This is a genomic window from Acinetobacter uliginosus, assembly GCF_044130295.1.
Taxonomy (GTDB): Bacteria; Pseudomonadota; Gammaproteobacteria; order Pseudomonadales; family Moraxellaceae; genus Acinetobacter.
Genome location: NZ_JBIQOC010000075.1, coordinates 1 through 22,954 on the forward strand (window position 1 = coordinate 1; position 22,954 = coordinate 22,954).

Consider the following 22,954-nt stretch of genomic DNA (forward strand, 5'->3'; position numbering starts at 1 on the left):
AAAGCACTGTAATAAAGGCGATATTTGATTTTTTATGGCTATCGCCACTCGCTTATATCCCCCACCTGACTGTCGGTGGGGGTCTTACGCTCGATGAAGATAAATCACTAATTTTATGATTCTTCCCTAAATGATTGGTGACAATGAAGTTTTTTTAACACGAATGCAGAAGTTGATGTCTTGTTCAATTAACCATGTAAACCACTGCTCACCGATAAACTCTCTGTCTGCGAACACATTCACAATACGGTCTTTACCAAAAATGGATATAAAGCGTTGAATCAAAGCAATCCGCTCTTTCGTATCTGAATTTCCACGTTTATTAAGCAATGTCCAAACGATAGGTATCGCTATTCCACGATAAACGATCGCAAGCATCAGGATATTAATATTTCGTTTTCCCCATTTCCAATTGGTTCTATCTAAAGTCAGTTGCACTTTGTCGAATGAAAACATATTGAAAATCAACTGAGAAATTTGACGATAATCAAAATACTGACCTGCAAAGAAGCGCTGCATACGTCGATAAAATGATTGTGGTAAGCACTTGATGGGCAAGGCTTTAGATGCAGAAGAAAGATTACATGTTTGCTTTAAAATGATCACAAGCATGATGAGCGCAAAGCACTTTAAATGTGACTTGTTCCATTTTAGAGATTTGTTTAAGATAAGATATAACTCATTGAGATGTGTCATAGTATTCGTCGTTAGAAAACAATTATTGTGACATTATTTCAATGAGTTATCTATTTTTGTCGTGTACAGAGAAAAATTTTGTACTTCTTACTTTATTTTAAAATGATGTTTCTCTGGAATAAGTTTGATTTTAATTTTTTTATAAAGTCTCTCTTCAGCATTTTCTGCTGATTTGGTCACTTTATCCGCAAATTTCTGATCAGACATAAGCATGGCATACGTTTTATAGCCTATTTCAAGCTCTTGTGTTTTATTGCCAGCTTGTTCAAACTGTTCAATTAATTTGTTGATCTTTTTAACACTGATATCGCTCATATAGTTGACTCATTCCCTCTTGATTTTTACTTTAGGATTGGATTGTTACAATTTGGTTAAAATGAATTTAAATCATTGCAAGTGATTGTCATTTATACAATAACTCAAAAATTTTCGTTAAAAAATCTGATTCATTAATTGTTGCTGGGCAATGTAGACTGGTTGTCCACTACCAGGCTGACATTGTATCCAGGTTCCATCTGCGTGTAATTCCCATGCACGCCGATTATCTTTGAGATAATTATTCAATCCTTCTTCAAGAATTTGTTTGCGAATTTTTTTATTCTCGATCGGGAAACAGGTTTCGATGCGAGAAAACAAATTACGTCCCATCCAATCCGCACTGGCGCAATACAGTTTGCTGTCACCATCATTATAAAAATAATACACTCTAGTATGTTCCAAATAACGTCCGACGATTGAACGTACACGAATATTGTCGGAGAGCCCTGCAACTTGTGGTCGTAAGCAACAAATTGAACGAACGATTAAATCGATTTGTACACCCGCTTGTGATGCTTGATAAAGTTCATGAATCAGTTGCGGTTCAGTTAATGCATTGACTTTAATAATGATCTGCGCTTTTTTTCCTGCTTTACTATTTTTAATTTCCTGCTGTATGAGTTCAAGTAATTGTGAGTGAAGGGTAAATGGCGCGTGAAAAAGTTTTTCCAGCTTTATGGTTTTTCCCATACCAGTTAATTCTTGAAAGATTTTATGTACATCTTCACAAATATCAGCATCACTGGTAAGTAAGCCATAATCGGTATAGATTTTGGCATTGGTCGCATGATAGTTACCTGTACCTAAATGAACATAACGTTTAATTTTGTCTATTTCACGACGCACGATCAGAATCATTTTGGCATGAGTCTTATAGCCGACAATCCCATATACGACAACTGCGCCAGCTTCTTGTAATACATTGGCAACTTCGATATTTGACTCTTCATCAAAGCGTGCACGTAATTCAATCACGGCTGTGACTTCCTTACCGTTCCGTGCCGCTTCAGCAAGGACTTGCACAATTTCAGAATCTACACCACTGCGATAAAGTGTTTGTTTTATAGCCAACACATGTGGATCACGGGCTGCCTCTTTCAGCAACTTAATGACCGGAGCGAAAGAGTGAAAAGGGTGGTGTAATAAGACATCTTCGGTTTTTAATACCTCAAATATCGATTTTTTACTATACAACCCTTTTGGTAATTTTTGTACATAGGGAGGGAAACGTAACTCGGGTAAATTAAAGTTCGATATAAAACGAGCCAGGTTAACAGGACCATTCACCAGATAGAGCTGATCTTGATCAAGATCAAATTGTTCCAGTAAATAATCAGTAATCATCTCTGGACACGCTTTATTCACTTCGAGTCTGACAGCGCGACCAAAACGTCGAGATGAAAGTTCCCCTTTTAAAGCGATTGCTAAATCTTCCACATCCTCTGATACGGTGAGGTCAGCATTTCGCGTTACCCGGAATTGATAACACCCGGTTGTGGTCACTCCTGGAAATAATTCATGAATATGTTGCTGAATGATCGCGGAAAGTAAAATGTAGTGCTCAGCCTCACCAGAAACATGCGTGGGTAATTTAACTAATCTTGGCAATGATCGAGGGGCAGGAACAATCGCTAAATCAATTTTTCGTCCAAAGGCATCGTTGCCTTCCAAAGTGACAATAAAGTTTAAGCTTTTATTGGCTAAACGAGGAAAAGGGTGTGCGGGGTCTAGACTGATGGGGGTTACAACAGGTTGAACTTCATGATGAAAATAATCTTTAATCCATGCTTTATGTTTTTGAAGGATATCACCATGCTGAATAAAATTAACTCCATTGCCTTGCAGTTGTGGCAGGATATTATAGTTCAGTATTTTATACTGTTCCTCAACGGCCTCATGTGCAAGCTTAGAAATCGTCGTCAGTATTTCTGAGATGAATAAATTATCCGGACGGGTCTTATTATGGCTAGACAGCTCAAATTGCTGTATCAAACTCGCGACACGTATTTCAAAAAATTCATCTAGATTTCGTGAAAAAATAATTAAAAAATTGAGTCGTTCAAGTAAAGGATATTCAGTATCTTTCGCCTGTGCCAATACTCGCTTATGAAATTCAAGTAAGGAAAGGTCCCGATTAATATAAGTTTTTAATGTATGTATGGAAGAATTTGAAGGCACACTTAAAGCAGTCATTTATGGCTCTTATATCATTAGATAACAAGGTTCAAATCAATTGAATAAACATTCATAAAACCCTTAAATGAGACAAACTGATTTTCAGTACATTAAATAAGAAAATTATTGTATTAATAAAAGGCTAAAATTGAATTCTATTCAACTTTAACAGTCTGCGGAAATTACATTACAGATTTGTTAAATTATACCTTATATATTATTTAAGCGTATGTTATTTATACTTTTTAGTGATTTTTTTGCATTATTTATTTAATTTTTCTTTTTTGCAGTTACTCAAACCTAGAGCCATTTACATTTGCTCATAAAAAATCGATCGTCTGTAATCGAGCCTTAACATAGAAAGGGTTAATTTAAGTCCAGATTCCAAAGAATCTTTGTGGATTCACTCAACCATTTTTTCGATTTGCTAAAGGTAAAGATATGTCCGAAAGAAAAGTCGCATTTGTGACAGGGGCACTCGGTGGTATTGGTAGTGAGATTTGTCGTCAGCTGGTAAAGGCAAATTATAAAGTGATTGCAACGGTTGTGCCTCGAGAGGAAGACCGTGAAAAGCAGTGGTTAAAAAGTGAGGGATTCCAACAGGAAGATGTCCGTTTTGTCTTAACCGATCTGACCCATCATGCTGATGCGACGAGCGCGATCCAGGATGCGATACAGGCTGAAGGTCGCGTAGATGTGTTGGTGAATAATGCCGGCATCACACGCGATGCAACATTTAAGAAAATGTCCTTTGAACAGTGGTCACAGGTAATCGATACCAATTTAAAGACACTATTTACCGTGACCCATCCAGTCTTTAATAAAATGCTGGAGCAAAAGCAGGGACGCATTGTCAATATTAGTTCGGTCAATGGTCTGAAAGGACAGTTTGGTCAAGCGAATTATTCAGCCGCAAAAGCGGGCATGATCGGTTTTACCAAGGCTCTGGCTCAGGAAGGTGCACGTTCCAATGTTTGCGTGAATGTTGTAGCCCCGGGCTATACGGCAACACCGATGGTGACTGCCATGCGGGAAGAGGTCGTAAAAAGTATTGAAGACCAGATTCCTTTGCAGCGTCTTGCCCAGCCTGAAGAAATTGCAGCGGCTGTCATGTATCTGGTCGGTGAGTATGGCACCTATATTACGGGTGAAACCTTATCGATCAATGGCGGTTTATACATGCAATAAGTCCTGTGCTCACTGAGCCAGTTTTTTCATTTATTTTTTAACAATAACTAAATTTTAAGTACTATAAATCAATGGAGTAATACACATGCTATATGGCGATATCTTTTCAAACATGAATGCTCAGTACAAAAATATGTTTGAACCTTATGCAAAATTTAACAGTCTGGTGGCAAAAAATTTTGCGGATCTGACCAATTTACAACTCAATGCTGCACGTCATTATGCCGATATTACCTTGTCGCAAGTCTTTGCCAACAGTGAAGTCAAAGACATGCAAAGTATGATCAATTGTGGCATGAAGCAAGTGGAAACCATGAGCAAACTCAGCCAGCAAATGATTGATGATGGCCAAAAACTGGCAAGCTTGGCCACTGAATTTAAAGCCGAGTTTGACAAGTTAGTTAGCGAATCGATGCCGAACAATAAATAACGGTTAACAGTCCTAATGAAGATTGAAGACTAGCGAGCGGGGAAGTGGAGATCACTTCCCCGTTTTTCGATTCCATTCCTGATAGGAAAGTGAGGAATGACCCAGTATGCGGAGTGGTGCAAATGCAGCAGAATCTTTTTCAGTTTAATCAGAACGTCCAGCGTTTTTTCGATGTCCATGAAGAAATCTGGAAGAAAGTGCAAGAATTTTACTATGGTGATAATCCGCTCAATGATGCATTGAACAAAGTCAACAGTGAAGATATGAACCTGTTCTTTCAGGCATTAACCAAAAATCCGGCACGCTTGATCGAGATGCAGAGCAAATGGTGGATCGGTCAGATGCAGATTTACCAAAATATCATGCTGCGCAGTGTGAACAAGGATATTCAGCCTCTCGTGAAACCTGAGCCGGGTGATCGCCGTTTCAAGGATACACTTTGGCAAGAACCCAATTACGATCTCTTGACCCAGTCTTATCTGCATTTCAGTCAATTGGTACAAGAAATGCTGGATGAGGTCGAAGGCATCCCAGATAAAGTCCGCCAGCGTATCCACTTTTTCACCCGCCAAATGGTGAATGCCTTTTCTCCCGGCAATTTCTTGTGGACCAATCCGGAAGTGATTCATCAGACGGTACAGGAACACGGGCAAAATCTGGTGCGTGGCATGGAAATTTTCCATGACGATATCATGAACAGCAGTAAATATCTGTCCGTACGCATGGTCAATAATGACTCGTTCCGTTTAGGAAAAGATCTGGCCTATACGCCGGGTGCGGTGGTCTTTGAAAATCCGGTTTTTCAATTGTTACAGTATGAAGCGACCACTGAAACTGTATATCAGACGCCTATTTTGCTCATCCCGCCTTTTATTAATAAATACTATATTCTGGATTTGCGTGAGCAGAATTCTTTTGTGAACTGGTTACGTCAGCAAGGGCACACGGTATTTTTAATGTCCTGGCGTAATCCGGGAGCTGAACAAAAGGACATGCGCTTTGAGGACCTGATTACCTCCGGTACGGTTGAGGCAATGCGTGTCATTGAGGAAATGACCGGAGAAAAAGAGGTCAATGCCATTGGCTATTGTATCGGTGGAGCGGTGCTTGCTGCGACGCAGGCGTACTATGTGGCGAAACGTCTGAAGAATCACGTCAAGAGTGCCACCTATCTGGCAACCATGTTGGACTTTGACAATCCAGGCAGTTTGGGTGCTTTTATTAATGAGCCGGTCATTCAAGGGATTGAAACTTTGAATCAACAGGTGGGCTATTTTGATGGCCGTATGTTGGCGGTGACCTTTAGTCTGTTACGTGAAAATACCCTGTACTGGAACTATTACATTGAAAATTACCTGAAGGGCAAGCATCCGTCTGACTTTGATATTTTGTACTGGAATAGTGATGGCACCAACATTGCCGCACATGTGCACAATTTCCTGGTACGCAATCTGTACCTTAATAACGAACTGATTCAGCCGAATAAGATCAAGGTCAATGGTGTGGGTTTAAACCTGTCGAAAGTGAAAACACCGAACTTTTTTATCTCGACACAGGAAGATCATATTGCACTATGGGATACGTGCTTTAAAGGATCTACCTATCTGGCGGGTGAAAGCACGTTGGTCCTCGGCGAATCTGGACATGTGGCAGGCATTGTCAATCCGCCAAACCGCAACAAGTATGGCTGTTATACCAATAATATACCTTATGAAAACCCGAAACAGTGGCTGGCAGATGCCCAGTTCCATCCAGAATCCTGGTGGTTACGCTGGCATGAATGGATCGCACCTTATACCGGCGATCAGGTTCCAGCGCGTACATTAGGTAGTGCAACTTATCCTGTCAAGGAAGCTGCACCGGGCAGTTATGTACAGGTCAGTCTGTTTTAGCATTTAGGTATTCTCACTGCCGGCCAATCGTATGGGGGCAGGAGTATCAAGCAAGACATGTGTTAAAAAATAGGAAATAAAATGAAACAAGTTGTGATTGTTGCCGCAAAACGTACCGCGATTGGAAGTTTTTTGGGTGGCCTGGCTAGCGTCAGTGCACCGCAGTTAGGAAAGGTAGTGATTGCTGCGGTATTAGACGCTGCCGGAATAAAGCCAGAACAGGTAGATCAGGTCATTATGGGGAATGTGTTGACTGCAGGTGTGGGACAAAATCCGGCACGTCAGGCGGCAATTGCAGCGGGTATTCCGGTTTCAGTACCCGCTTCGACCTTGAATGTGGTGTGTGGTTCTGGACTGCGCGCTGTTCATTTGGCCGCACAGGCCATTGCCACTGGTGAAGCCGATATTGTCGTGGCAGGGGGGCAGGAGTCGATGTCACAAAGTGCCCATATTATCCAGATGCGTAACGGACAGAAGATGGGCAATGCGCAATTGGTGGATAGCATGGTCTATGATGGTCTGACCGATGTGTATAACCAGTATCACATGGGAATGACTGCTGAGAATATTGTGGAAAAACTGTCGATTAGCCGTGAAGATCAGGATGCTTTGGCACTATCTTCTCAGCAGCGTGCAGTTAAAGCACAGGTGGAAGGGAAATTTGACGCAGAAATTGTGCCAGTGCAAGTGCCACAACGTAAAGGTGATCCGCTAGTTTTTGATCGTGATGAATATATCAAACCCGAAACGAATCAACAAAGTTTAGCTAAGCTGCGTCCAGCCTTTAAAAAGGATGGAACGGTGACTGCAGGTAATGCCTCAGGGATTAATGATGGCGCAGCAGCCGTATTGGTGATGAGTGCCGATAAAGCAGCAGAGCTTGGTTTACAGCCACTAGCAAAAATTAAAGCCTATAGCCTGTCGGGTATTGAGCCGGAAGTGATGGGACTCGGTCCGGTAAATGCTGTGAGAAAAACATTAGAAAAAGCAAGCTGGTCTTTGGACGAGGTTGATCTGGTAGAAGCCAATGAAGCCTTTGCCGCACAAGCTTTAGGAGTGTCGAAAGAACTGGGCCTCAATATGGAAAAGGTCAATGTCAACGGTGGAGCTATTGCCTTAGGCCATCCAATTGGAGCCTCAGGCTGTCGAATTCTGGTCACGCTGTTACATGAAATGCAACGCAGTGAAAAGAAAAAAGGACTGGCGACCTTATGTATTGGTGGTGGAATGGGCGTTGCATTAGCAATTGAGCGACTTTAAACATTATTTCTGATTGCGAGAAGCTTTGTTGCATAAAGATTTTCAAGCCTAGATGTCCCGAACCGATTTTGAACTGAGTGCTGTATGTTAGTCACTTTTTAGCAACAGGGATCGCTGCTAAAAATTTATGATCATTTACTAAGTCCCCACTTAAAAATACTATGTGGGGACTTACATCAAGCTAATTGTATCGATTATTTAGGAGGTGCTTTAACCGATACTTACTGAATTAAAACAGCATCTTATATTTTTCTAGCAAAACTGTCATCAATCATTCATAACGATGTAATGTACAAAAATTAGTCTAATCAAAATTTTAACAAACATTAAAAAATATGAAGACTTTAAAACCACATACCTTATGTCTCAGCTTGGCTTTATTAGGCTGTTCGTTTCCAAGTTATGCACAACTCATGTTCAGTCAATATATTGATGGTTCCTCTAACCGTAAAGGATTAGAAATTTATAATCCTGATGGTAGTACAGTAAATTTAGCAGATTATGAAATTCAGCAATTTAGCAATGGATCAACCACTAAGTCAGCAGCTTTTCCATTACAAGGTACATTGGCAAGCAAAACAAAATACGTTATTGGTCGCTCAGAATTACAGACGGAAATTGGTTCTAAAGTTGATCAGGTTGCAGGACTTTCTTTTAATGGGGATGATGCACTTGTCCTGCTGTATAAAGGTACGCCAATAGATCGTTTTGGTCGAGTGGGGGAAGATCCAGGCACTGGTTGGGGAGTCAGTTTTAGTAGTTATCAAAATAGTTTGTCACGTACTAAAACTTCAAATAATGTCACTTCGATCGATCCTGCAGCAGCATTTGAGTTAGAAAGCCAATGGTCTAAATGGTCTGAACGAAATGCATTCAACAGTTACTTAGGTGCAGTCAATACTGAATCTACCTTGGCTGAAATCAGTTGCAGTACGGCCGATACGCCAATTGCAGACTTACAAACCGCTGCACTCAATCAGCAATATATCGTTCGTGGAGTCATCACTGCTGATTATCGTTACCAAAATGGTTTTTCCGGGTTTTATATTCAATCCCCAGACAGTAAAGCTAAACTTGGCTTAAGCAACGCCATTTTTGTATATTTACCCGCAAGTAGTACAGTGACTGGTGGAAAAGTAGGTGAAGAGGTTATTTTTAAAGGTCGTCTTACTTCTTATCAGAACCAGCTACAGATCGATCAACTCAGCAGTAATATTCAAACCTGTAATCAACAAGCTGAAAATCTGGTTAGCGCCACTCCTTTACAATTGCCCTTCTCAAGTTTGACGGATGCAGAAGGTCATAGCCCTAAACGATATCAAGGGATGCTGGTCAAAATACCGCAGACTTTAACCATTAGTGAAAATTATAATTATGGGCGATATGGTGAGCTATCCTTAAGCTTGGGGCGCTTATATATTCCAACCAATTTATATCCAGCAAAATCACTTGAAGCCGTCAATTTGGCCAAACAAAATTTATTGTCAAAAATTATCCTGGATGATGGTTATAACAATCAAAATAGAACCCCATGGCTGCCGCAAAACTTTAATGCATTAAACACTTTAAGAAGTGGCTATCAGTTGAAAAATGTTGAAGGGATTCTGGAATATCGCTTTAATACATGGCGTATTCAACCTATTTTAAATAAAACACAGCCTGAAATCATTAAAGACTCAAATTTAAGAACAACAGTACCCGCAAAAGAGTCCAGACAAATTCGTGCCGCTGCTTTTAATGTATTGAATTATGATAATGGTACCACCCAAGGTTTTCCTACGGAACGCGGTGCAACCTCACAATCCGAGTTTAACAAACAGCATCAGAAAATCGTGACTGCTTTGAAAGCGATTGATGCAGATGTTTATGGATTAATGGAAATTGCAAACAATGGCTATGATGAGAAAAGTGCAGTCGCTTACCTCAGCAAAGCTTTAGGTGCCGATTGGAAATATATCATTCCACCGAAGATGACCAAACTGGGTACAGATGCAATTGCTGTGGCTATTATTTATAACAGTAAGCGCGTTAAAACCGTGGGAGAACCCACGGTCTATGATGATCAGACTCAAAAGAACCGGGTAACGATGGCACAAAGCTTCCAGTCTTTATCTGGCGGGAAAATTTTTACGATTATACCGAATCATTTGAAATCTAAAGGCAGTTGTCCTGATGATAAAACTTCGTTAGATGCTGATCAAGGTGATGGACAGGGCTGTTGGAACGCGACACGTTTAACAGCAGTACAAAAATTGATGCAGTGGATTGCAACGAATCCGACCAAAGTGAATAACCCCAATTATTTACTGGTCGGTGACATGAATAGTTACGCTAAAGAAGACCCAATATTGGCATTTGAAAAAGCCAATTATAAGGTTTTGCTAAATGATGAAAAAATTGGTCAGGGTAAAGCAGCCTATAGTTATATTTTTGGCGTAGCCAGTGATACTAATGGCAATGGCGGTTCAGGAAACTTAGATCATGCCATTGCCGATGCGAACTTATACCCAAGGGTGAAGCGTGCTTTTGCATGGCACATCAATGCGGATGAGCCGACAGCTTTAGATTATAATGAAGAATATAAAACACAAGAGCAAATCACAGCATTCTATAGCGATAATGCATTCCGTTCTTCCGATCATGATCCTGTGATTGTCGATATGGATCTCAATGAGAATGTAGCAAACACTCCTGATAGCACTGAAATAAGTGGTGGCAGCATGGGAGTATGGTCAATTTTTGCATTAGCCGGGCTTGTTTTAGTTTCCACTCTACGCAGACGTAAATTGAGTTGATTGAATAAAGTATCAATTTAAAAAACTGAAGACATATAGCGGATGGCTGAATTGCTGAGCACATCAAGACATTCTTAAATGATAGGTTTCGATAATAGCTCTATGCTAGGATCTTTAGAATTTTTTTGTTGATTTAATCGATAAGGAGAAATATAAAATTTCTCCTTATTTTATTGTGCGGAAAATAGCTAAATTCATGAATTTTAAACAATAGTCCCACATTATTTATGATTAAATTATGATCAAAATGGTATGGCTATGACCTTTAAAAATAGAAGCATTCAATATTCAAGTATCACATGCAGTCTATTCGTTTCCAGTATATTTTTAGCAGGGTGTAATAATGATACTAAAGACAGTACCAGTATAACGCCTATCATTCAATCTGAACCGCTGGAAGTAAATGTATTGCATATTAACGACAGCCATTCACATTTGGATGAAGAAAGTACCAAATTACTGCTGGAAACCTCTGTAGGTAATCGCGAGCCAATCCAGGTTTCAAATGGCGGATTTGCACGAGTTGCGGCACTGATGAATAGCCTAGCCAGTACGGAGAAAAACCCGATAAAAATTCATTCAGGAGATGCCATCACTGGCGATTTGTACTTTACTTTAAAAGAAGGTGAAGCCGAAGCAGATCTCATGAATACGGTATGCTTCGATACGTTAACATTAGGCAATCATGAATTTGATAATACCGATGAAGGCTTAAAAAAATTTATTGGTTTCTTGAATAATAAAGGTCGCTGTAAAAATAAAACACAAGTTTTAAGTGCCAATGTCGAGTTTGGAAAAACCTCAGCACTCTACCAGACTGATCTGGTAAAACCTTATACCATTATGGACAAAGAAGGGCAAAAAATTGGCTTAATCGGTCTAACGATTGCTGATAAAACCAAGAATGCCTCTCGTTCGAATGCAGATACCATTTTTAAAGATGAATTAACCACTGCACAAAACTATATTGATCAGCTCAAGCAACAAGGCATTAATAAGATTATTGTACAGTCTCATTTAGGCTATGGCATGGATAAAGCACTGGCTGCACAATTGTCTGGTGTTGATGTCATTGTGGGTGGTGATTCACATACCTTGCTGGCAGATGCAAAGTTGAAAAACTATGGAATGAGTCCAGAAGGCAACTACCCAACAACCCTAAAAAATAAAGATGGTGAACAGGTTTGTGTTGTACAAGCATGGCAATATGCCTATGTGGTTGGTCAATTAAAAGTAAATTTTGATGCCAACGGAAAAGTTCAAGCATGTACCGGCAAAGCAAATGTATTAATTGGAGATGATTTTAAGCGCAGTGCTAAAGATGCTCCAGCCCTGAATACTACTGAATTGGATGTGATTAAAAAAGATATTGAAAGCAGTAACAGCTTGCGTATTATTCAACCTAATGCTGCAGCTTTAGCTATCCTGGAACCGTATAAAGTTGCTAAAAATTTATTGGGCAAGGAAATTGTTGCCAATGCCCAAGAAAATCTATGCCTGCGTCGTGTACCCGGAACGACAAAAGATACCTCACGTTCCACGTTAGGGGACATCTGTAATAAATCAGATTTTACCAACCAACATGGCGGTGATGTGCAACAACTCGTGGCTGAAGCATTTTTGCAACAAGGTAAAAAGTATTTTAATGCCGATATCTCGATCCAAAATGGCGGTGGTGTCAGGGTAGATCTTCCCCAAGGTGATATTTCTGTAGAGAAAATTTATACGGTATTGCCATTTAAAAACACATTGGTGCAATTGAAGGCGACTGGGCTAGAAATTAAAAATGTACTTGAAGATGCGATGGATGCAGTCGTAAATAACAATACCGGTAGTTATCCCTACGCGGGTGGACTGCAGTGGGATGTAGATTTATCCAAAACCAAAGGTCAACGGATATCCAACTTAAAAGTTCGCAATGCACAAGGAATTTATGAAGCTTTAAATCCAGACCAGACCTATCAGGTGATTACCATTAATTTTCTGGCAGATGGTCAAGATTTTTATAGCAGTTTTAAAAATATCACTGGTGAACGACGTGTAGAGGTGGGACTGGATTATGCTGAAGCCTTCTTGGATTATGCAAAAAATGAAAAAGTGTTGAAACGCTTAGCTGTTGAACGCTACAGTACGCAGACTTATAAAGAATAAGCTGACTTGATTAGTCCGGGTCAGCCGAATGATGACTGACTCGGAGCATGTAGAGTCTGTAAATCATTATAGTCAAGTTCCAAATCTGGTCTTGGTCAATTTTTCCATTTTTTATCGTATGCGAGCATACTCCAAAATATTGTGCAGTTTTGTCTTTAAAATTTTTGAATATCTTCAGCCTTCTACTGTAATAGAATCCTACTCAATGAGGTTGCTTATAATTGCTTGTTGTATCATGGTGCTGATGATAGTGACTTGATTTATGCATTTCATGCTGATCAGATTTATCTTTAGGATTCTTTTGTGGCTGAAGATCCTCTTGATTTGTCTGTTCTTCAGCTCTTTTAGATTCCGATTCATCTTTGGGGTGCTGTTGCTTGGTCATTTTATTTATCCTTTTCAAAAATTATAAAATTACCGATTGTTTAACCGACCCAATTAGAATGCGCGGACGCAAAAAAAAGAGATAGTTTTATATTGTATTGGCTTTGTTGCACCAAAGTTCTCTAGATATTTACTATTAAAAAATGGCGAAGTCGTATCTATCACCGCGACTATAGCCATCGTCACAGTCGGGCAGGATGAAACACTGGAAAACGTCATCGAAAGGGCAGATCAGGCCATGTATGGGAAACAGCAGGGACGTGACAGAACCGTATTCGCATGATCAGAATGAGTCTTGAGCTCGATTTTGAATAGTCGAGTCCCCCCCAAATGACCCCATCCTTCATGATTGAGCACAATTTTCACTTGTCGCTCTACCTAAAAACCATTCAAGAACTGTTCTCGGCATTAACGTTCAGCTAGCACCTTGGATAATCTTTTGGTATGGGCAATTAATCGGTCCAGCCAGCGTTTTGCTGCCAGCAGTTTTAAGCTTCTGGCTGCACTCAGCCGGTTCAAAGTGGCATATTGCATCACTTCCTCACGTAAGGCTGTCCGATGCTCATCGCTCCACTGTTTGAGATTGGTCACTTCCTGCTTAAAATTCTCAATCTTTTCAGCATTTTCTAAAAAATCCGGATGGCTGACATAATGCTCGAGAATATTTAAAAAATCTAAAGCCACTTGATAAATCTGTGGTTGGGTTCGAATAGCCAGTGCATAGGGAACACCTTCCAGATCACTGCGTAGAACCCGAATATACACCATCATCCTTAATAAAGAGGTCAGTCGCTGTTTATCCTGTTGATATTCTGGAACGACTATTTTTTCTAAATACGCCTCTAGATACTCAATCTCTTGATCTAATTGTTGTAATTGTTTTGGGCTCAGATTGACGCCTTCCTGAAATGCACGACGTAATATCTCAAACATCTGAATCAGGATTTGATAAGTCACTTTTTCTGCAGCAATGATGGCCACACTTGGAATGTCCAGATTGGATTCATCCAGAATTTCTAGGGCACCGGACTTTTTCTGCGGTAAAAACTTACAAATGAGCTGATTAAAGGGATGGATCAAGGGCATAAAAATACATGCGCCGATTAAGCTAAATAAAGTATGAAATGCTGCCACAATGACGACTTCATCCCATTCAGCAATATATTGAACATGACGGTAGGCCCAGTTAAATAAGGGAATCAACAAAAAGAAAGCAAATATCGCACTGACCACATTAAAAACCACATGCACCGCTGCAGTCCGCTTGGCATTCACCGAGCCGCCAATCACAGCCAGTACTGCGGTTGCCACTGTCCCGATATTTTGTCCAATCACCAGTAACAAGGCTTGCTGCAGATCAATCGCAGTACTGGCTAAAGCTGCTAAAGTCGCGGTAATAGCGGCACTGGAAGACTGCAGCAAGACCGTCATGATCAGTCCGATCCAGACCAGAAACAGTTTCTGCCAGAATGAATCATAGTGAAAAATGGACAAATCGACTTGTTGAGCAAGACCTGACATCGCAAGCTGTAATTGCTCAATCCCAAAGAAAATTAGGCCAAAACCTGCAAGCGCAAAACCGAATAAGGCCAAACGCCCATGTGTTAATAATTTGAGCAACGCACCTACAGCAATCAGAGGTAAGGCAAAAGTGGTGATAGAAAATTTCACCCCGAGTAAAGCCACCATCCAGCCGGTACTGGTCGTTCCGATATTGGCCCCTATAATCACCCCAATCGCCTGGGAGAAACTCAATACTCCAGCTCCGACAAAACCGATAGTCGCCAGCGTCGTCGCTGTAGAAGACTGGACAATCAAGGTCAGACCAATACCAGAACATAGTGATTTCAACGGTGTTCCGGTAAATTTGGTCAGCCATAGCCGTAAGGTTTCACCAGCCATGTCCTTAAGACTGTCGGTCATTAAAATCATGCCAATCAAGAATAAACCAATACCGCCACAGAGCTGAGCAATAACTTCGAGCACAATTTTCCCAAGGTGTTTTTAGCATCAGCATACCGTCTGATCCAGGCGATGTCATTAACTACAATCCGAGGATAGGATTTGGTCATAGGGATTTTGATCACGGGTTGAGCTCAAAAGCCCGATAGCACTGCAATAAAATACAATCCAGGTAAAAAAATCACAAAATATTCATCTGCATTTTTTTAAAATGATGTCGGTCAGCTTGATCTGACCAAAATACACAGAGACATAAATTTAAATTTTATCGCTCAATTTTTATTTTAAAAATCAAAGCAATCAGGGGTATGTGGTGCGTCAAGTAATTGAATATGTAGGAGCGGACCTGTCACGGATCATTGAAATGGCTTGGGAAGATCGAACGCCTTTTGAAGCCATCCAGCGTGAGTTTGGTTTGAATGAAGCGGCGGTGATCCGCTTGATGCGGAAAAATATGAAAGCATCAAGTTTTAAAATGTGGCGTGAACGGGTCACCGGCCGAAAAACCAAACATCTGCAACTGCGTTCACCCGATGTCATTCGGGCCTATTGTTCACGGCAGTATAAACGTTTCTAAGCACTTTGTTTTGGCCGCTGTCTGGACTCACGTTTACATCGTTCAGAACAGTATCTGACTTCCTCCCAGCAGCGTTGCCATTTTTTGCGCCAAGTAAAAGGGCGCAAGCAGTGGATACATATTTTTTCAGGGAGATGCTGTTTTTTCATCGTTTATAACTCATTGATCTGGCTAAGGAGCTGCTGGGCATGGCTTATAATCTGCTGCCGATCTTTAAGTTTATCCAGCTGCTGATAGATCATGCCCATACGTGGATGATTGCGGAATATCGCTTCATGCCGGATCATGAAATACCAGTACAGGCTGTTAAACGGACAGCTGTCCGGCTCGGTACGGGTTTTGACATTGTAGCTACAGTGCTTGCAGTAATCTGACATCTTATGGATGTAATTACCCGAAGCCGCATAAGGTTTGCTGGCCATCAAGCCTCCATCGGCATGCATCACCATGCCCAGCGTGTTCGGCAGTTCTACCCATGCATAGGCATCGGCATAGACGGCCAGATACCACTCGCTGATCTGCTCCGGGTCTACACCAGTTAACAGGGCAAAATTGCCGGTCACCATCAGACGCTGGATATGATGCGCATAGGCATGCTGAAAGGTATTGCGGAAACACTCCGCCATACAGTTCATCCGGGTACGGCCGGTCCAGTAAAATTGTGGCAGTGGGGCTGAGTGCTGCAGTGCATTACGGTTGGCATATTCCGGCATGTACAGCCAGTAAATCCCGCGGACATATTCGCGCCAGCCGAGAATCTGCCGGATAAAACCTTCCACTGCATTTAACGGTGCATGACCGGCATGGTGGGCAGCTTCTGCTGCATCACAGACTTCTCTGGGCAGCAGCAGGCCGCAGTTCAAATAAGGCGAGAGCAAGCTGTGAAACAGCGTGTCTGCCCCCTGAACCATGGCATCCTGATAGTCGCCAAAATAAGGTAAACTGTGATCAATGAAATGCTGCAATGCAAGCAGGGCATTACTACGTGTGGTGGCCCAGCGGAAATCGTCAAGGCTGCCAGGGTGATTGGGAAATTCGTATTCAACCAGTTGCAGCACCTCCAGATCAATCTGATCGCGTTCAAAATGCAGTGGTGTAGGCAATGGCGGACTGCCTGACCAGGCCTTGCGATTGGCACTGTCATAGTTCCACTGTTGTCCTACAGGCTGCTGTCCCTGCATCAAATAGCTGGTCTGCTTGCGCATTTCCCGATAAAAATATTCCATACGCAGTGTCTGGTAGCGGCTGGCCCATTTCCGGAACTGCTCTGGACTACAGAAAAAACGGTTATCATTCAGGCACTGTACCGGCAGTTGCAGCTGCTGGCTCCAGTGCTGTTCAATCTGCTGCTGCAAGCGGTATTCACCGCAGTGGGTTATCACCAGTTCTGTGACGGGAAATAGCTGTTGCTGCGCCTGCACGAAATCCAGCAGGCTACGAATCGGACTAGCAGGTTGAAAGGTGTGATAACGTACACGCCAGCCTTCAGCTTTGAGCTCTTTGGCAAAATGACGCATGGCACTAAAAATCAGGGCAATTTTCTGCGGATGATGGTTGACATATGTGACTTCCTCAACAACTTCAGCCATCAGGATCACATCCCGGGTACGGTCCAGCGCCTTGAGTGTAGCAAGCTGATGATGAAGCTGGTCACCCAGAATTAAACCGAAACGCATACTGATCTCAGAACCCGTGAAAGATAGCGTAGTCTAAATATAGTGACTTCAATTTTTTGTGAAAATATCGATCAGTAAAGTGATCCTAGACAATATTGTGGACAACCGATTCCTCTAAATTCTTAAAATATTTCTGTTCAAAGGTTTCAGGACTGAACAGTCCCGTAAAAGCTATTGCTAGATCCAGATTTTGAATATTCCCCCATAAAAATACCCCCTCTGAATGAAATATAAAGAGGGGGTATCAAATTGACTCACTCAATTTTATTAGTTTGGGAACAATTTATTTCCACAAGACAAGCGAACAATTAATGAGTTGGTTCGTCCGCTTTTACGCCTTTTTGGTACAAAGTATAGATATAAATTGGAATATTTAAGTCTTCTAAGTGCTTATAGATCAGTGGGCGTACATCTTCCCAGTCTAAACTGCCAACGCCTGTTGCAAGACGTGGTAACGCTAAACTTTCAATCTTCTCTTCTTCAATCAACTCTTTTAAGTTTTTCAAAGTACGGTTGACATATTCTGTCGATGCTTTACCTGGTTTGGAACCATTATCATAAGCCGCTTCTTGTGTCATCAGGTTGACGATACGTTGACCTTCAGCATTCACCCATGTCCATTGTTCTCCCGCTTTAGGGTGATTAATATGGCAATAGTTACGGAAGTCTTTGTATAAGGCCGGCCAGTATTCACGCAGACTTAAAGCTAAACCTGTTGCAAAGTTATCATTTGGTGCAACACCGTGGGCAATTGCACGTGCATTACTCAGTAAAATATCTCCAGATACTTCATAAATCATAGATTTGACTCCTGTTTTAATGGTCTTGTTAAACTTCTCTTCTATATTCATTCTAGCTAGTCATTGCTATTTTTCTATCTAATTTAATAACCACTAAGTCTTTGCTAATTAATAAATTTTATAAAAATTTATGTTATAATTTTACAGGTAGAGCAATCCCATTTTTATTAAAAATTAGCATCAAAAAATTAATAAATTGGTTTAAAAATCAACCTATAAGTTGCTATATTCAGCTTAGCATTCTTTTCTGAAACTGGGTCTCATATCTGCTGCATTTGTTCTTAGACTTAAGTGCAATATAATTGAATCATTGGGTTTTTAAACCGAAAGAAAAAAGTTATGTTTCACTGGATGCTTACGTTTGTGCTAATTATTTTTACTAATATTCAGCCAAAAATTATAAAAAAGAATACTCGTATTAATTCTTTAAAGCAGCTCTCATCAAAAGAAATAAGCAAACACATACTGCCATAACCAAAGCAATAAGCGCATTACTCCCAAAATCACTGCTACATAGGCATGTAAGATCAAATAAGCAAAGCTAATCCAGCCACTTGCTCCATTGACCTCACTACCTTGATATTCGCACAACAGTACAAAAGCTACGGCAAATATTTCCATCATAATCATTGTATTCAAAACCCACGACCAAGGAAAATGCAGCAACCATACCCAAGCAATAAAAAGCAGAGCAACCGTGAGTAAAATCTTACTGAGCTGCCCCAATACTTGTAATTCCCTACCCGATTTATTCTGCATCTGTTTCCCTATCTAATCTTATTGAAGAAAGCTTATAGCATCATTATTTTGGGCACTGTTGCAAATAGGAATCTGAATCGATAGCTGTTTTCATGGATTTAAACCCCAGCATGGCACTAATGATGCGCTTTAACTTACCATGATCGCATTCAATCACGTTATTGTGATATTTAATCTGCCTGTGCTCAAGGGTGGGCGGACATTTTCCTTCCTGTTTTAACCGTGATAAAGCACTTCCTGATGTTCACGATAGCTAATGCCATATTTACAATACCAGCGTACAGCCAAAAAAATGATTTCGCCCTGAAAATGCCGACGATGGAAGGGATTCATATGCTTAACCTGTAACTAAAAACGATTTAGCTTACCATTAGCGGCTATTTGCAACAGTGCCATCGGCAGTGTGGCAAGTGTCGGGGTATTGGCACCTGCCAAACCACCAATCGTCATCACCATCACTGAAACGGTCTGGAATAAAGATTGTGAGCTAGCCAGGATAAAACCTGACGGTGCATGGTATTTTGCAGCATAAGAGCGAAACCTAAATTTTTGGTGAATAAGCAACGAATGAGAGTTTTGGTATACAGTCGGTACAACCCAAAACTGGACTTGACCAGATTTCATTCTTGAATAAGTTTGCTGTGCCTGTTTCAGTGGGAATGTTTCATTCAACCATTTCCAAGTTGCCAAACCGGCTAACCTATATGACTTTTTAGATCTTGTGCAAAATGAGCTATCGTATTTCATACGTGTTGTTGAATACGCTGAATACCCACCTGAGCAGCATCAATTGCCCCTGCCAAATAGCCTGAATAGTGTCGTGACCATTCGCTGGCAATCCCAATAATACGGTTTGTCCCAATATGGTCATTCGGGGTATTTTCAGGTGCCATTCCATGAGAGCTAGCAGGGTTTTTCCAGTCTTCTTCGGTAGCGGTGAAAATGTCTGTTGACCAGTCTTTGATATATTCATCTTCGGGTGTTGCCGCCTCTAAACCAAACAGGCGAATCAGTTGTGCCCGACAATGTGCCATAAGCTCATGTTCACTGACTTTCTGGCGGACATTTGCAGGAATACCCAAGAAACCAAATAATGCAGCATAACCGTTAGATGTAGATGCATCGTGGATTTCACCCATAGGACCTACATGGCTACTGGCTTGACCAGACAAGCCCTGTTTTCTCCAAAATGCTTCAGGATAAACTGCTACATACTTGGCATGAGGTGCCATCCATGTAGCGGTCTTGTTCCACTGGCTCAATAGAGATGAAGGCAAGGCTGGAGAGAATAAAATCTGTTGAGCAGTGAGGCGAGGTGCTAGGGCAATCAGAACGTAATTCGCTTCAACACGCGTTTCGCTGCCGACTTGGTCTTGGCTGGTTAAATGAATACGTTCATGTTCCTGTTGGGTAATATGTGTGACCTGTTGTTGAGTCAGAATTTTTTGTGCAGGAATCTGTTGGGCTAAACCATGAATCAGGCTGCTCATTCCTCCCTCAAGGCGAATCGATTGCGTTGATTCCCATGGACTCGATAACTGTACCGGTGCTATTCCCCGTTTTTTTTCAAAGACGAGCCTACCTGTATCAAACTGTTCATAAAAGGGAAGTTTGAGTTGTTGAACCAGTTGCATGAGTTCAGGGTTGAGTTCAGGCCAGATCCATGTTGCACCTAAATCAAATCCCTGCTCTGAATACACACGACCGCCTAAACGATCTCTTGCTTCTAGTACAATATAGTCTGTGATTTTGGCTTGTTCCAGTAAATAAGCAGCATATAGACCACTTAACCCTGCACCAATAATCGCAATCTTGGTCTGGATCATGACTGCTGCTCCACAAAATTTTGCGCAGAGGAAAGGTGGCCTGTTTTTACATACAGCGTTGCACCTGCTGCACTCGCGTAAAAGTGATGACTGCTTTGAATTGGTAAACGAACCCATGAACCTGCCAGAAAAGTTTCCCCGTTCATAATCAATTCACCCTGTATAACCAGAAGCTCTATACCCTTCAAGCTGTGTTCATCAAAGTTTTGATGTGGTTTAAGTTTTTCGAGATAGGTATGTTCATTATGAGATACATATAAGGGACAAATCAGACGTTGACCGATTGTTTGCCAGTTTTCAGACGCATGAGTATTGATACGTATCGTCTCGGTATGATCTTTGCTCATTTGCATGAGTTTGACAAAAATGAGTGTGCCATCTTCACTGGATGGGGTGTGTTTTGAACCGTCTGGATTGCGTAAATACCAGCCTGCTGGATAATGCTGATGGCCATTTTCAGTGAATGTTCCTGAAAGCACTAAAATTTCTTCACCTAAAGGATGCTCATGCTCTGGAAACATGGTTTGCGGTGCATAACGAACCAGACTGGTGGCACGGGCGGTTTCATTCCCCACTCGATCCAGCATGACCCGTTCAACTTCACCACGAGGTGATTTGACCCATTGATAATCGTTGGGTTTAACCACAGCCATCTGGGAAAAATCAGCATTAATCAACATGCTTTGTCTCATCCATTGTAATTTCTTTACCAATACCTGCACCACCACCAGTAACAATCACTACTTTCAAAGAAAATCTATTCATGACAATACGATCCTTTATCAAGTTGAATTTTTGCCCTGACATGTGCATGCTGTATGTCGTTCGTATAGATTGATTTTATGATTCATGTCTTATATAAACAAACGAGATAATCTTTTAATGATTGATAGAAAATCTTTAGAATGAAAACACCTGTATATCTCAATGCATTAAGGGCCTTTGAAGCCAGTGCCAGGCATCACAGTTTTTCGGCTGCTGCTGCCGAGCTGAATGTTACCCCTGCAGCAGTTGGGCAACTGGTTAAAAGTCTGGAAGATTATTTGGGTATCACCCTGTTTCAGCGAAGCACAGGGGGGAAGGCCCGCTTAATGGCAACTGAAGCAGCATTGATGGCATTGCCTGATATTCGTGCTGGGTTTGATAGGCTGACACTTGGAATGAAAAAATTACAGGCTCAAACCTCGACAGGAGTGTTAACCGTTGCCATTAGTCCAGCCTTTGCAGCGAAATGGTTACTACCAAGAATTGATAACTTTCAACAAGCCTATCCTGATATTGATATTCGACTGGATACCAATTTAAAGCCTGTGGATTTTGGTCGTCATGGAATTGATATTGCGGTGCGATATGGACAGGGGAGCTGGCCAGGATTAGTTGCAGAGAAATTAATGGATGAGGAGGTTTTTCCTGTCTGCTCACCAGCCTTTTATCAAAAATATCAGCAACAGTTACAACACGCTAAGAATTTATTAAATCTACCGTTAATCCATGATTTAACCATGGATGCCCATTCAGGTTTTACCACTTGGAATACATGGTTACAGTACAATCAGATTAGTAATCAACAGGTCCAGCGAGGGTTAAAAATCAATAATTCGGCTGCGGTATTACAGGCAGCCATAGATGGACATGGAATTGCTTTGGCGAGAAGTGTCATGGCAGCAGATGATTTAAAAACAGGACGTTTGCGGCGTTTATATCCAGAAATGAAATGCTCTTCCACATTGGCCTATCATATAGTGTATCGAGAAGAATGTCAGAATATGCCAAAACTGGTAGCATTTAAAATATGGTTGATGGGTGAAGCACTATGAATCAAACTACTTGCACTATTACAAATTGGACTGCTCCCAGTATCCTAGACATAAGGTAGCTCAGATAAAATGTGTCTAGGATACTAGGGCGTGTCCTCATTTGAAGAATTGGTTTTAAATACTTAAAATCCTCCTTTAAGCTCTTTCATTTCTATATTTTTTCAATGGCACGTACTCTTCTCACCGATGATATTTGGCAGCAAATTCAAGATACTATGCGATTACACGGTTGTTACTGTTCAAAAAAC

The 22,954-nt window shown here is 41.1% G+C and carries 18 protein-coding genes and 3 pseudogenes; 8 read left to right on the forward strand and 13 right to left on the reverse strand.

The annotated features are described in order from the left end of the window. Positions 1–100: 100 nt before the first annotated feature. From ACE01T_RS13435 to ppk1, 3 genes and pseudogenes are all read right to left on the reverse strand, one after another. Positions 101–696 (reverse strand): annotated as a pseudogene (locus tag ACE01T_RS13435) (IS4 family transposase); the annotation flags it as partial. 87 nt (positions 697–783) lie between these two features. Next, positions 784–1,011, reverse strand: coding sequence for a hypothetical protein (locus tag ACE01T_RS13440; RefSeq protein WP_395519434.1), 228 nt, complete (start codon positions 1,009–1,011; stop codon positions 784–786). A gap of 117 nt (positions 1,012–1,128) precedes the next feature. Beyond that, positions 1,129–3,207, reverse strand: coding sequence for a polyphosphate kinase 1 (gene ppk1, locus ACE01T_RS13445; RefSeq protein WP_180082812.1), 2,079 nt, complete (start codon positions 3,205–3,207; stop codon positions 1,129–1,131). 423 nt (positions 3,208–3,630) lie between these two features. Here ppk1 and ACE01T_RS13450 point away from each other — a divergent pair, with 423 nt between their 5' ends. From ACE01T_RS13450 to ACE01T_RS13475, 6 genes are all read left to right on the forward strand, one after another. Continuing rightward, entirely contained in the window at positions 3,631–4,377 is a 747-nt protein-coding gene (locus ACE01T_RS13450; protein ID WP_086197570.1) for a beta-ketoacyl-ACP reductase, read from the forward strand. A gap of 85 nt (positions 4,378–4,462) precedes the next feature. Further along, a complete protein-coding gene (locus tag ACE01T_RS13455) occupies positions 4,463–4,807 on the forward strand; it encodes a phasin family protein (protein ID WP_086197569.1) in 345 nt (114 codons plus the stop codon). Between the two features lie 122 nt (positions 4,808–4,929). Then, positions 4,930–6,699 (forward strand): class I poly(R)-hydroxyalkanoic acid synthase, encoded by a 1,770-nt coding sequence (gene phaC / locus ACE01T_RS13460; RefSeq protein WP_395519435.1) that lies wholly within the window; start codon positions 4,930–4,932, stop codon positions 6,697–6,699. A gap of 81 nt (positions 6,700–6,780) precedes the next feature. After that, entirely contained in the window at positions 6,781–7,959 is a 1,179-nt protein-coding gene (locus tag ACE01T_RS13465; protein WP_086197567.1) for an acetyl-CoA C-acetyltransferase, read from the forward strand. A gap of 335 nt (positions 7,960–8,294) precedes the next feature. After that, positions 8,295–10,754 (forward strand): ExeM/NucH family extracellular endonuclease, encoded by a 2,460-nt coding sequence (locus tag ACE01T_RS13470; protein ID WP_395519436.1) that lies wholly within the window; start codon positions 8,295–8,297, stop codon positions 10,752–10,754. A 258-nt stretch (positions 10,755–11,012) separates the two neighbouring features. Further along, positions 11,013–12,905 carry a bifunctional metallophosphatase/5'-nucleotidase gene (locus ACE01T_RS13475; protein ID WP_395519437.1) on the forward strand — a complete coding sequence of 631 codons (1,893 nt, stop codon included), beginning with the start codon at positions 11,013–11,015 and terminating at the stop codon, positions 12,903–12,905. Positions 12,906–13,107: 202 nt separating this feature from the next. Here the strand turns inward: ACE01T_RS13475 and ACE01T_RS13480 are convergent, their stop codons facing one another. After that, entirely contained in the window at positions 13,108–13,290 is a 183-nt protein-coding gene (locus ACE01T_RS13480) for a hypothetical protein (protein WP_395519438.1), read from the reverse strand. Between the two features lie 407 nt (positions 13,291–13,697). Further along, on the reverse strand, positions 13,698–15,275 hold the full coding sequence (locus tag ACE01T_RS13485) for a Na/Pi cotransporter family protein (protein ID WP_180044449.1): 1,578 nt from the start codon (positions 15,273–15,275) through the stop codon (positions 13,698–13,700). A 301-nt stretch (positions 15,276–15,576) separates the two neighbouring features. On the opposite strand from ACE01T_RS13485, the gene ACE01T_RS13490 reads away from it, so the two are divergent. After that, positions 15,577–15,828, forward strand: a complete 252-nt coding sequence (locus tag ACE01T_RS13490) for a TIGR03643 family protein (protein ID WP_373423530.1) — start codon at positions 15,577–15,579, stop codon at positions 15,826–15,828. On the opposite strand, the gene ACE01T_RS13495 is transcribed toward ACE01T_RS13490, so the two are convergent. The 8 genes and pseudogenes from ACE01T_RS13495 to ACE01T_RS13530 all read right to left on the reverse strand — a co-directional run bounded on the left by ACE01T_RS13495 (position 15,825) and on the right by ACE01T_RS13530 (position 21,569). Further along, positions 15,825–15,977, reverse strand: a complete 153-nt coding sequence (locus tag ACE01T_RS13495) for a DUF2256 domain-containing protein (protein ID WP_086197563.1) — start codon at positions 15,975–15,977, stop codon at positions 15,825–15,827. The two genes, ACE01T_RS13490 and ACE01T_RS13495, sit on opposite strands and share 4 nt — an antisense overlap. Before the next feature lie 3 nt (positions 15,978–15,980). After that, the gene (locus ACE01T_RS13500; protein ID WP_086197562.1) at positions 15,981–17,504 is read right to left on the reverse strand and encodes a cryptochrome/photolyase family protein; all 1,524 of its coding nucleotides are present in this window, start codon (positions 17,502–17,504) and stop codon (positions 15,981–15,983) included. Positions 17,505–17,812: 308 nt separating this feature from the next. Continuing rightward, positions 17,813–18,304 (reverse strand): macro domain-containing protein, encoded by a 492-nt coding sequence (locus ACE01T_RS13505; protein WP_086197561.1) that lies wholly within the window; start codon positions 18,302–18,304, stop codon positions 17,813–17,815. Between the two features lie 441 nt (positions 18,305–18,745). Continuing rightward, complete coding sequence (locus ACE01T_RS13510; protein WP_251992257.1) at positions 18,746–19,063, reverse strand: hypothetical protein; 318 nt, start codon at positions 19,061–19,063, stop codon at positions 18,746–18,748. 82 nt (positions 19,064–19,145) lie between these two features. After that, positions 19,146–19,396 (reverse strand): annotated as a pseudogene (locus tag ACE01T_RS13515) (DDE-type integrase/transposase/recombinase); the annotation flags it as partial. 57 nt (positions 19,397–19,453) lie between these two features. Then, a pseudogene (locus ACE01T_RS13520) lies at positions 19,454–19,593 on the reverse strand (MFS transporter); the annotation flags it as partial. A gap of 213 nt (positions 19,594–19,806) precedes the next feature. Further along, positions 19,807–20,889: a flavin monoamine oxidase family protein gene (locus ACE01T_RS13525; RefSeq protein ID WP_395519439.1), complete on the reverse strand. Its 1,083-nt coding sequence runs from the start codon at positions 20,887–20,889 to the stop codon at positions 19,807–19,809. Beyond that, entirely contained in the window at positions 20,886–21,569 is a 684-nt protein-coding gene (locus ACE01T_RS13530) for a cupin domain-containing protein (RefSeq protein ID WP_180082216.1), read from the reverse strand. Before ACE01T_RS13530 ends, ACE01T_RS13525 begins: the two co-directional genes overlap by 4 nt. A 225-nt stretch (positions 21,570–21,794) precedes the next feature. On the opposite strand from ACE01T_RS13530, the gene gcvA reads away from it, so the two are divergent. Continuing rightward, complete coding sequence (gene gcvA, locus ACE01T_RS13535; protein WP_180082217.1) at positions 21,795–22,706, forward strand: transcriptional regulator GcvA; 912 nt, start codon at positions 21,795–21,797, stop codon at positions 22,704–22,706. The last annotated feature ends 248 nt before the right edge of the window (positions 22,707–22,954 follow it).

What these genes read in the sequence shown, in the direction of transcription:
- ACE01T_RS13470 (WP_395519436.1), top strand. Translation starts at nt 8,295, where the DNA reads ATGAAGACTTTAAAACCACATACCTTATGTCTCAGCTTGGCTTTATTA.
- ACE01T_RS13505 (WP_086197561.1), bottom strand. Translation starts at nt 18,304, where the DNA reads ATGATTTATGAAGTATCTGGAGATATTTTACTGAGTAATGCACGTGCA.
- gcvA (WP_180082217.1), top strand. Translation starts at nt 21,795, where the DNA reads ATGAAAACACCTGTATATCTCAATGCATTAAGGGCCTTTGAAGCCAGT.
- ACE01T_RS13465 (WP_086197567.1), top strand. Translation starts at nt 6,781, where the DNA reads ATGAAACAAGTTGTGATTGTTGCCGCAAAACGTACCGCGATTGGAAGT.
- ACE01T_RS13480 (WP_395519438.1), bottom strand. Translation starts at nt 13,290, where the DNA reads ATGACCAAGCAACAGCACCCCAAAGATGAATCGGAATCTAAAAGAGCT.
- phaC (WP_395519435.1), top strand. Translation starts at nt 4,930, where the DNA reads ATGCAGCAGAATCTTTTTCAGTTTAATCAGAACGTCCAGCGTTTTTTC.
- ACE01T_RS13500 (WP_086197562.1), bottom strand. Translation starts at nt 17,504, where the DNA reads ATGCGTTTCGGTTTAATTCTGGGTGACCAGCTTCATCATCAGCTTGCT.
- ACE01T_RS13455 (WP_086197569.1), top strand. Translation starts at nt 4,463, where the DNA reads ATGCTATATGGCGATATCTTTTCAAACATGAATGCTCAGTACAAAAAT.
- ACE01T_RS13495 (WP_086197563.1), bottom strand. Translation starts at nt 15,977, where the DNA reads ATGAAAAAACAGCATCTCCCTGAAAAAATATGTATCCACTGCTTGCGC.
- ppk1 (WP_180082812.1), bottom strand. Translation starts at nt 3,207, where the DNA reads ATGACTGCTTTAAGTGTGCCTTCAAATTCTTCCATACATACATTAAAA.
- ACE01T_RS13510 (WP_251992257.1), bottom strand. Translation starts at nt 19,063, where the DNA reads ATGCAGAATAAATCGGGTAGGGAATTACAAGTATTGGGGCAGCTCAGT.
- ACE01T_RS13475 (WP_395519437.1), top strand. Translation starts at nt 11,013, where the DNA reads ATGACCTTTAAAAATAGAAGCATTCAATATTCAAGTATCACATGCAGT.
- ACE01T_RS13525 (WP_395519439.1), bottom strand. Translation starts at nt 20,889, where the DNA reads ATGATCCAGACCAAGATTGCGATTATTGGTGCAGGGTTAAGTGGTCTA.
- ACE01T_RS13440 (WP_395519434.1), bottom strand. Translation starts at nt 1,011, where the DNA reads ATGAGCGATATCAGTGTTAAAAAGATCAACAAATTAATTGAACAGTTT.
- ACE01T_RS13530 (WP_180082216.1), bottom strand. Translation starts at nt 21,569, where the DNA reads ATGTTGATTAATGCTGATTTTTCCCAGATGGCTGTGGTTAAACCCAAC.
- ACE01T_RS13450 (WP_086197570.1), top strand. Translation starts at nt 3,631, where the DNA reads ATGTCCGAAAGAAAAGTCGCATTTGTGACAGGGGCACTCGGTGGTATT.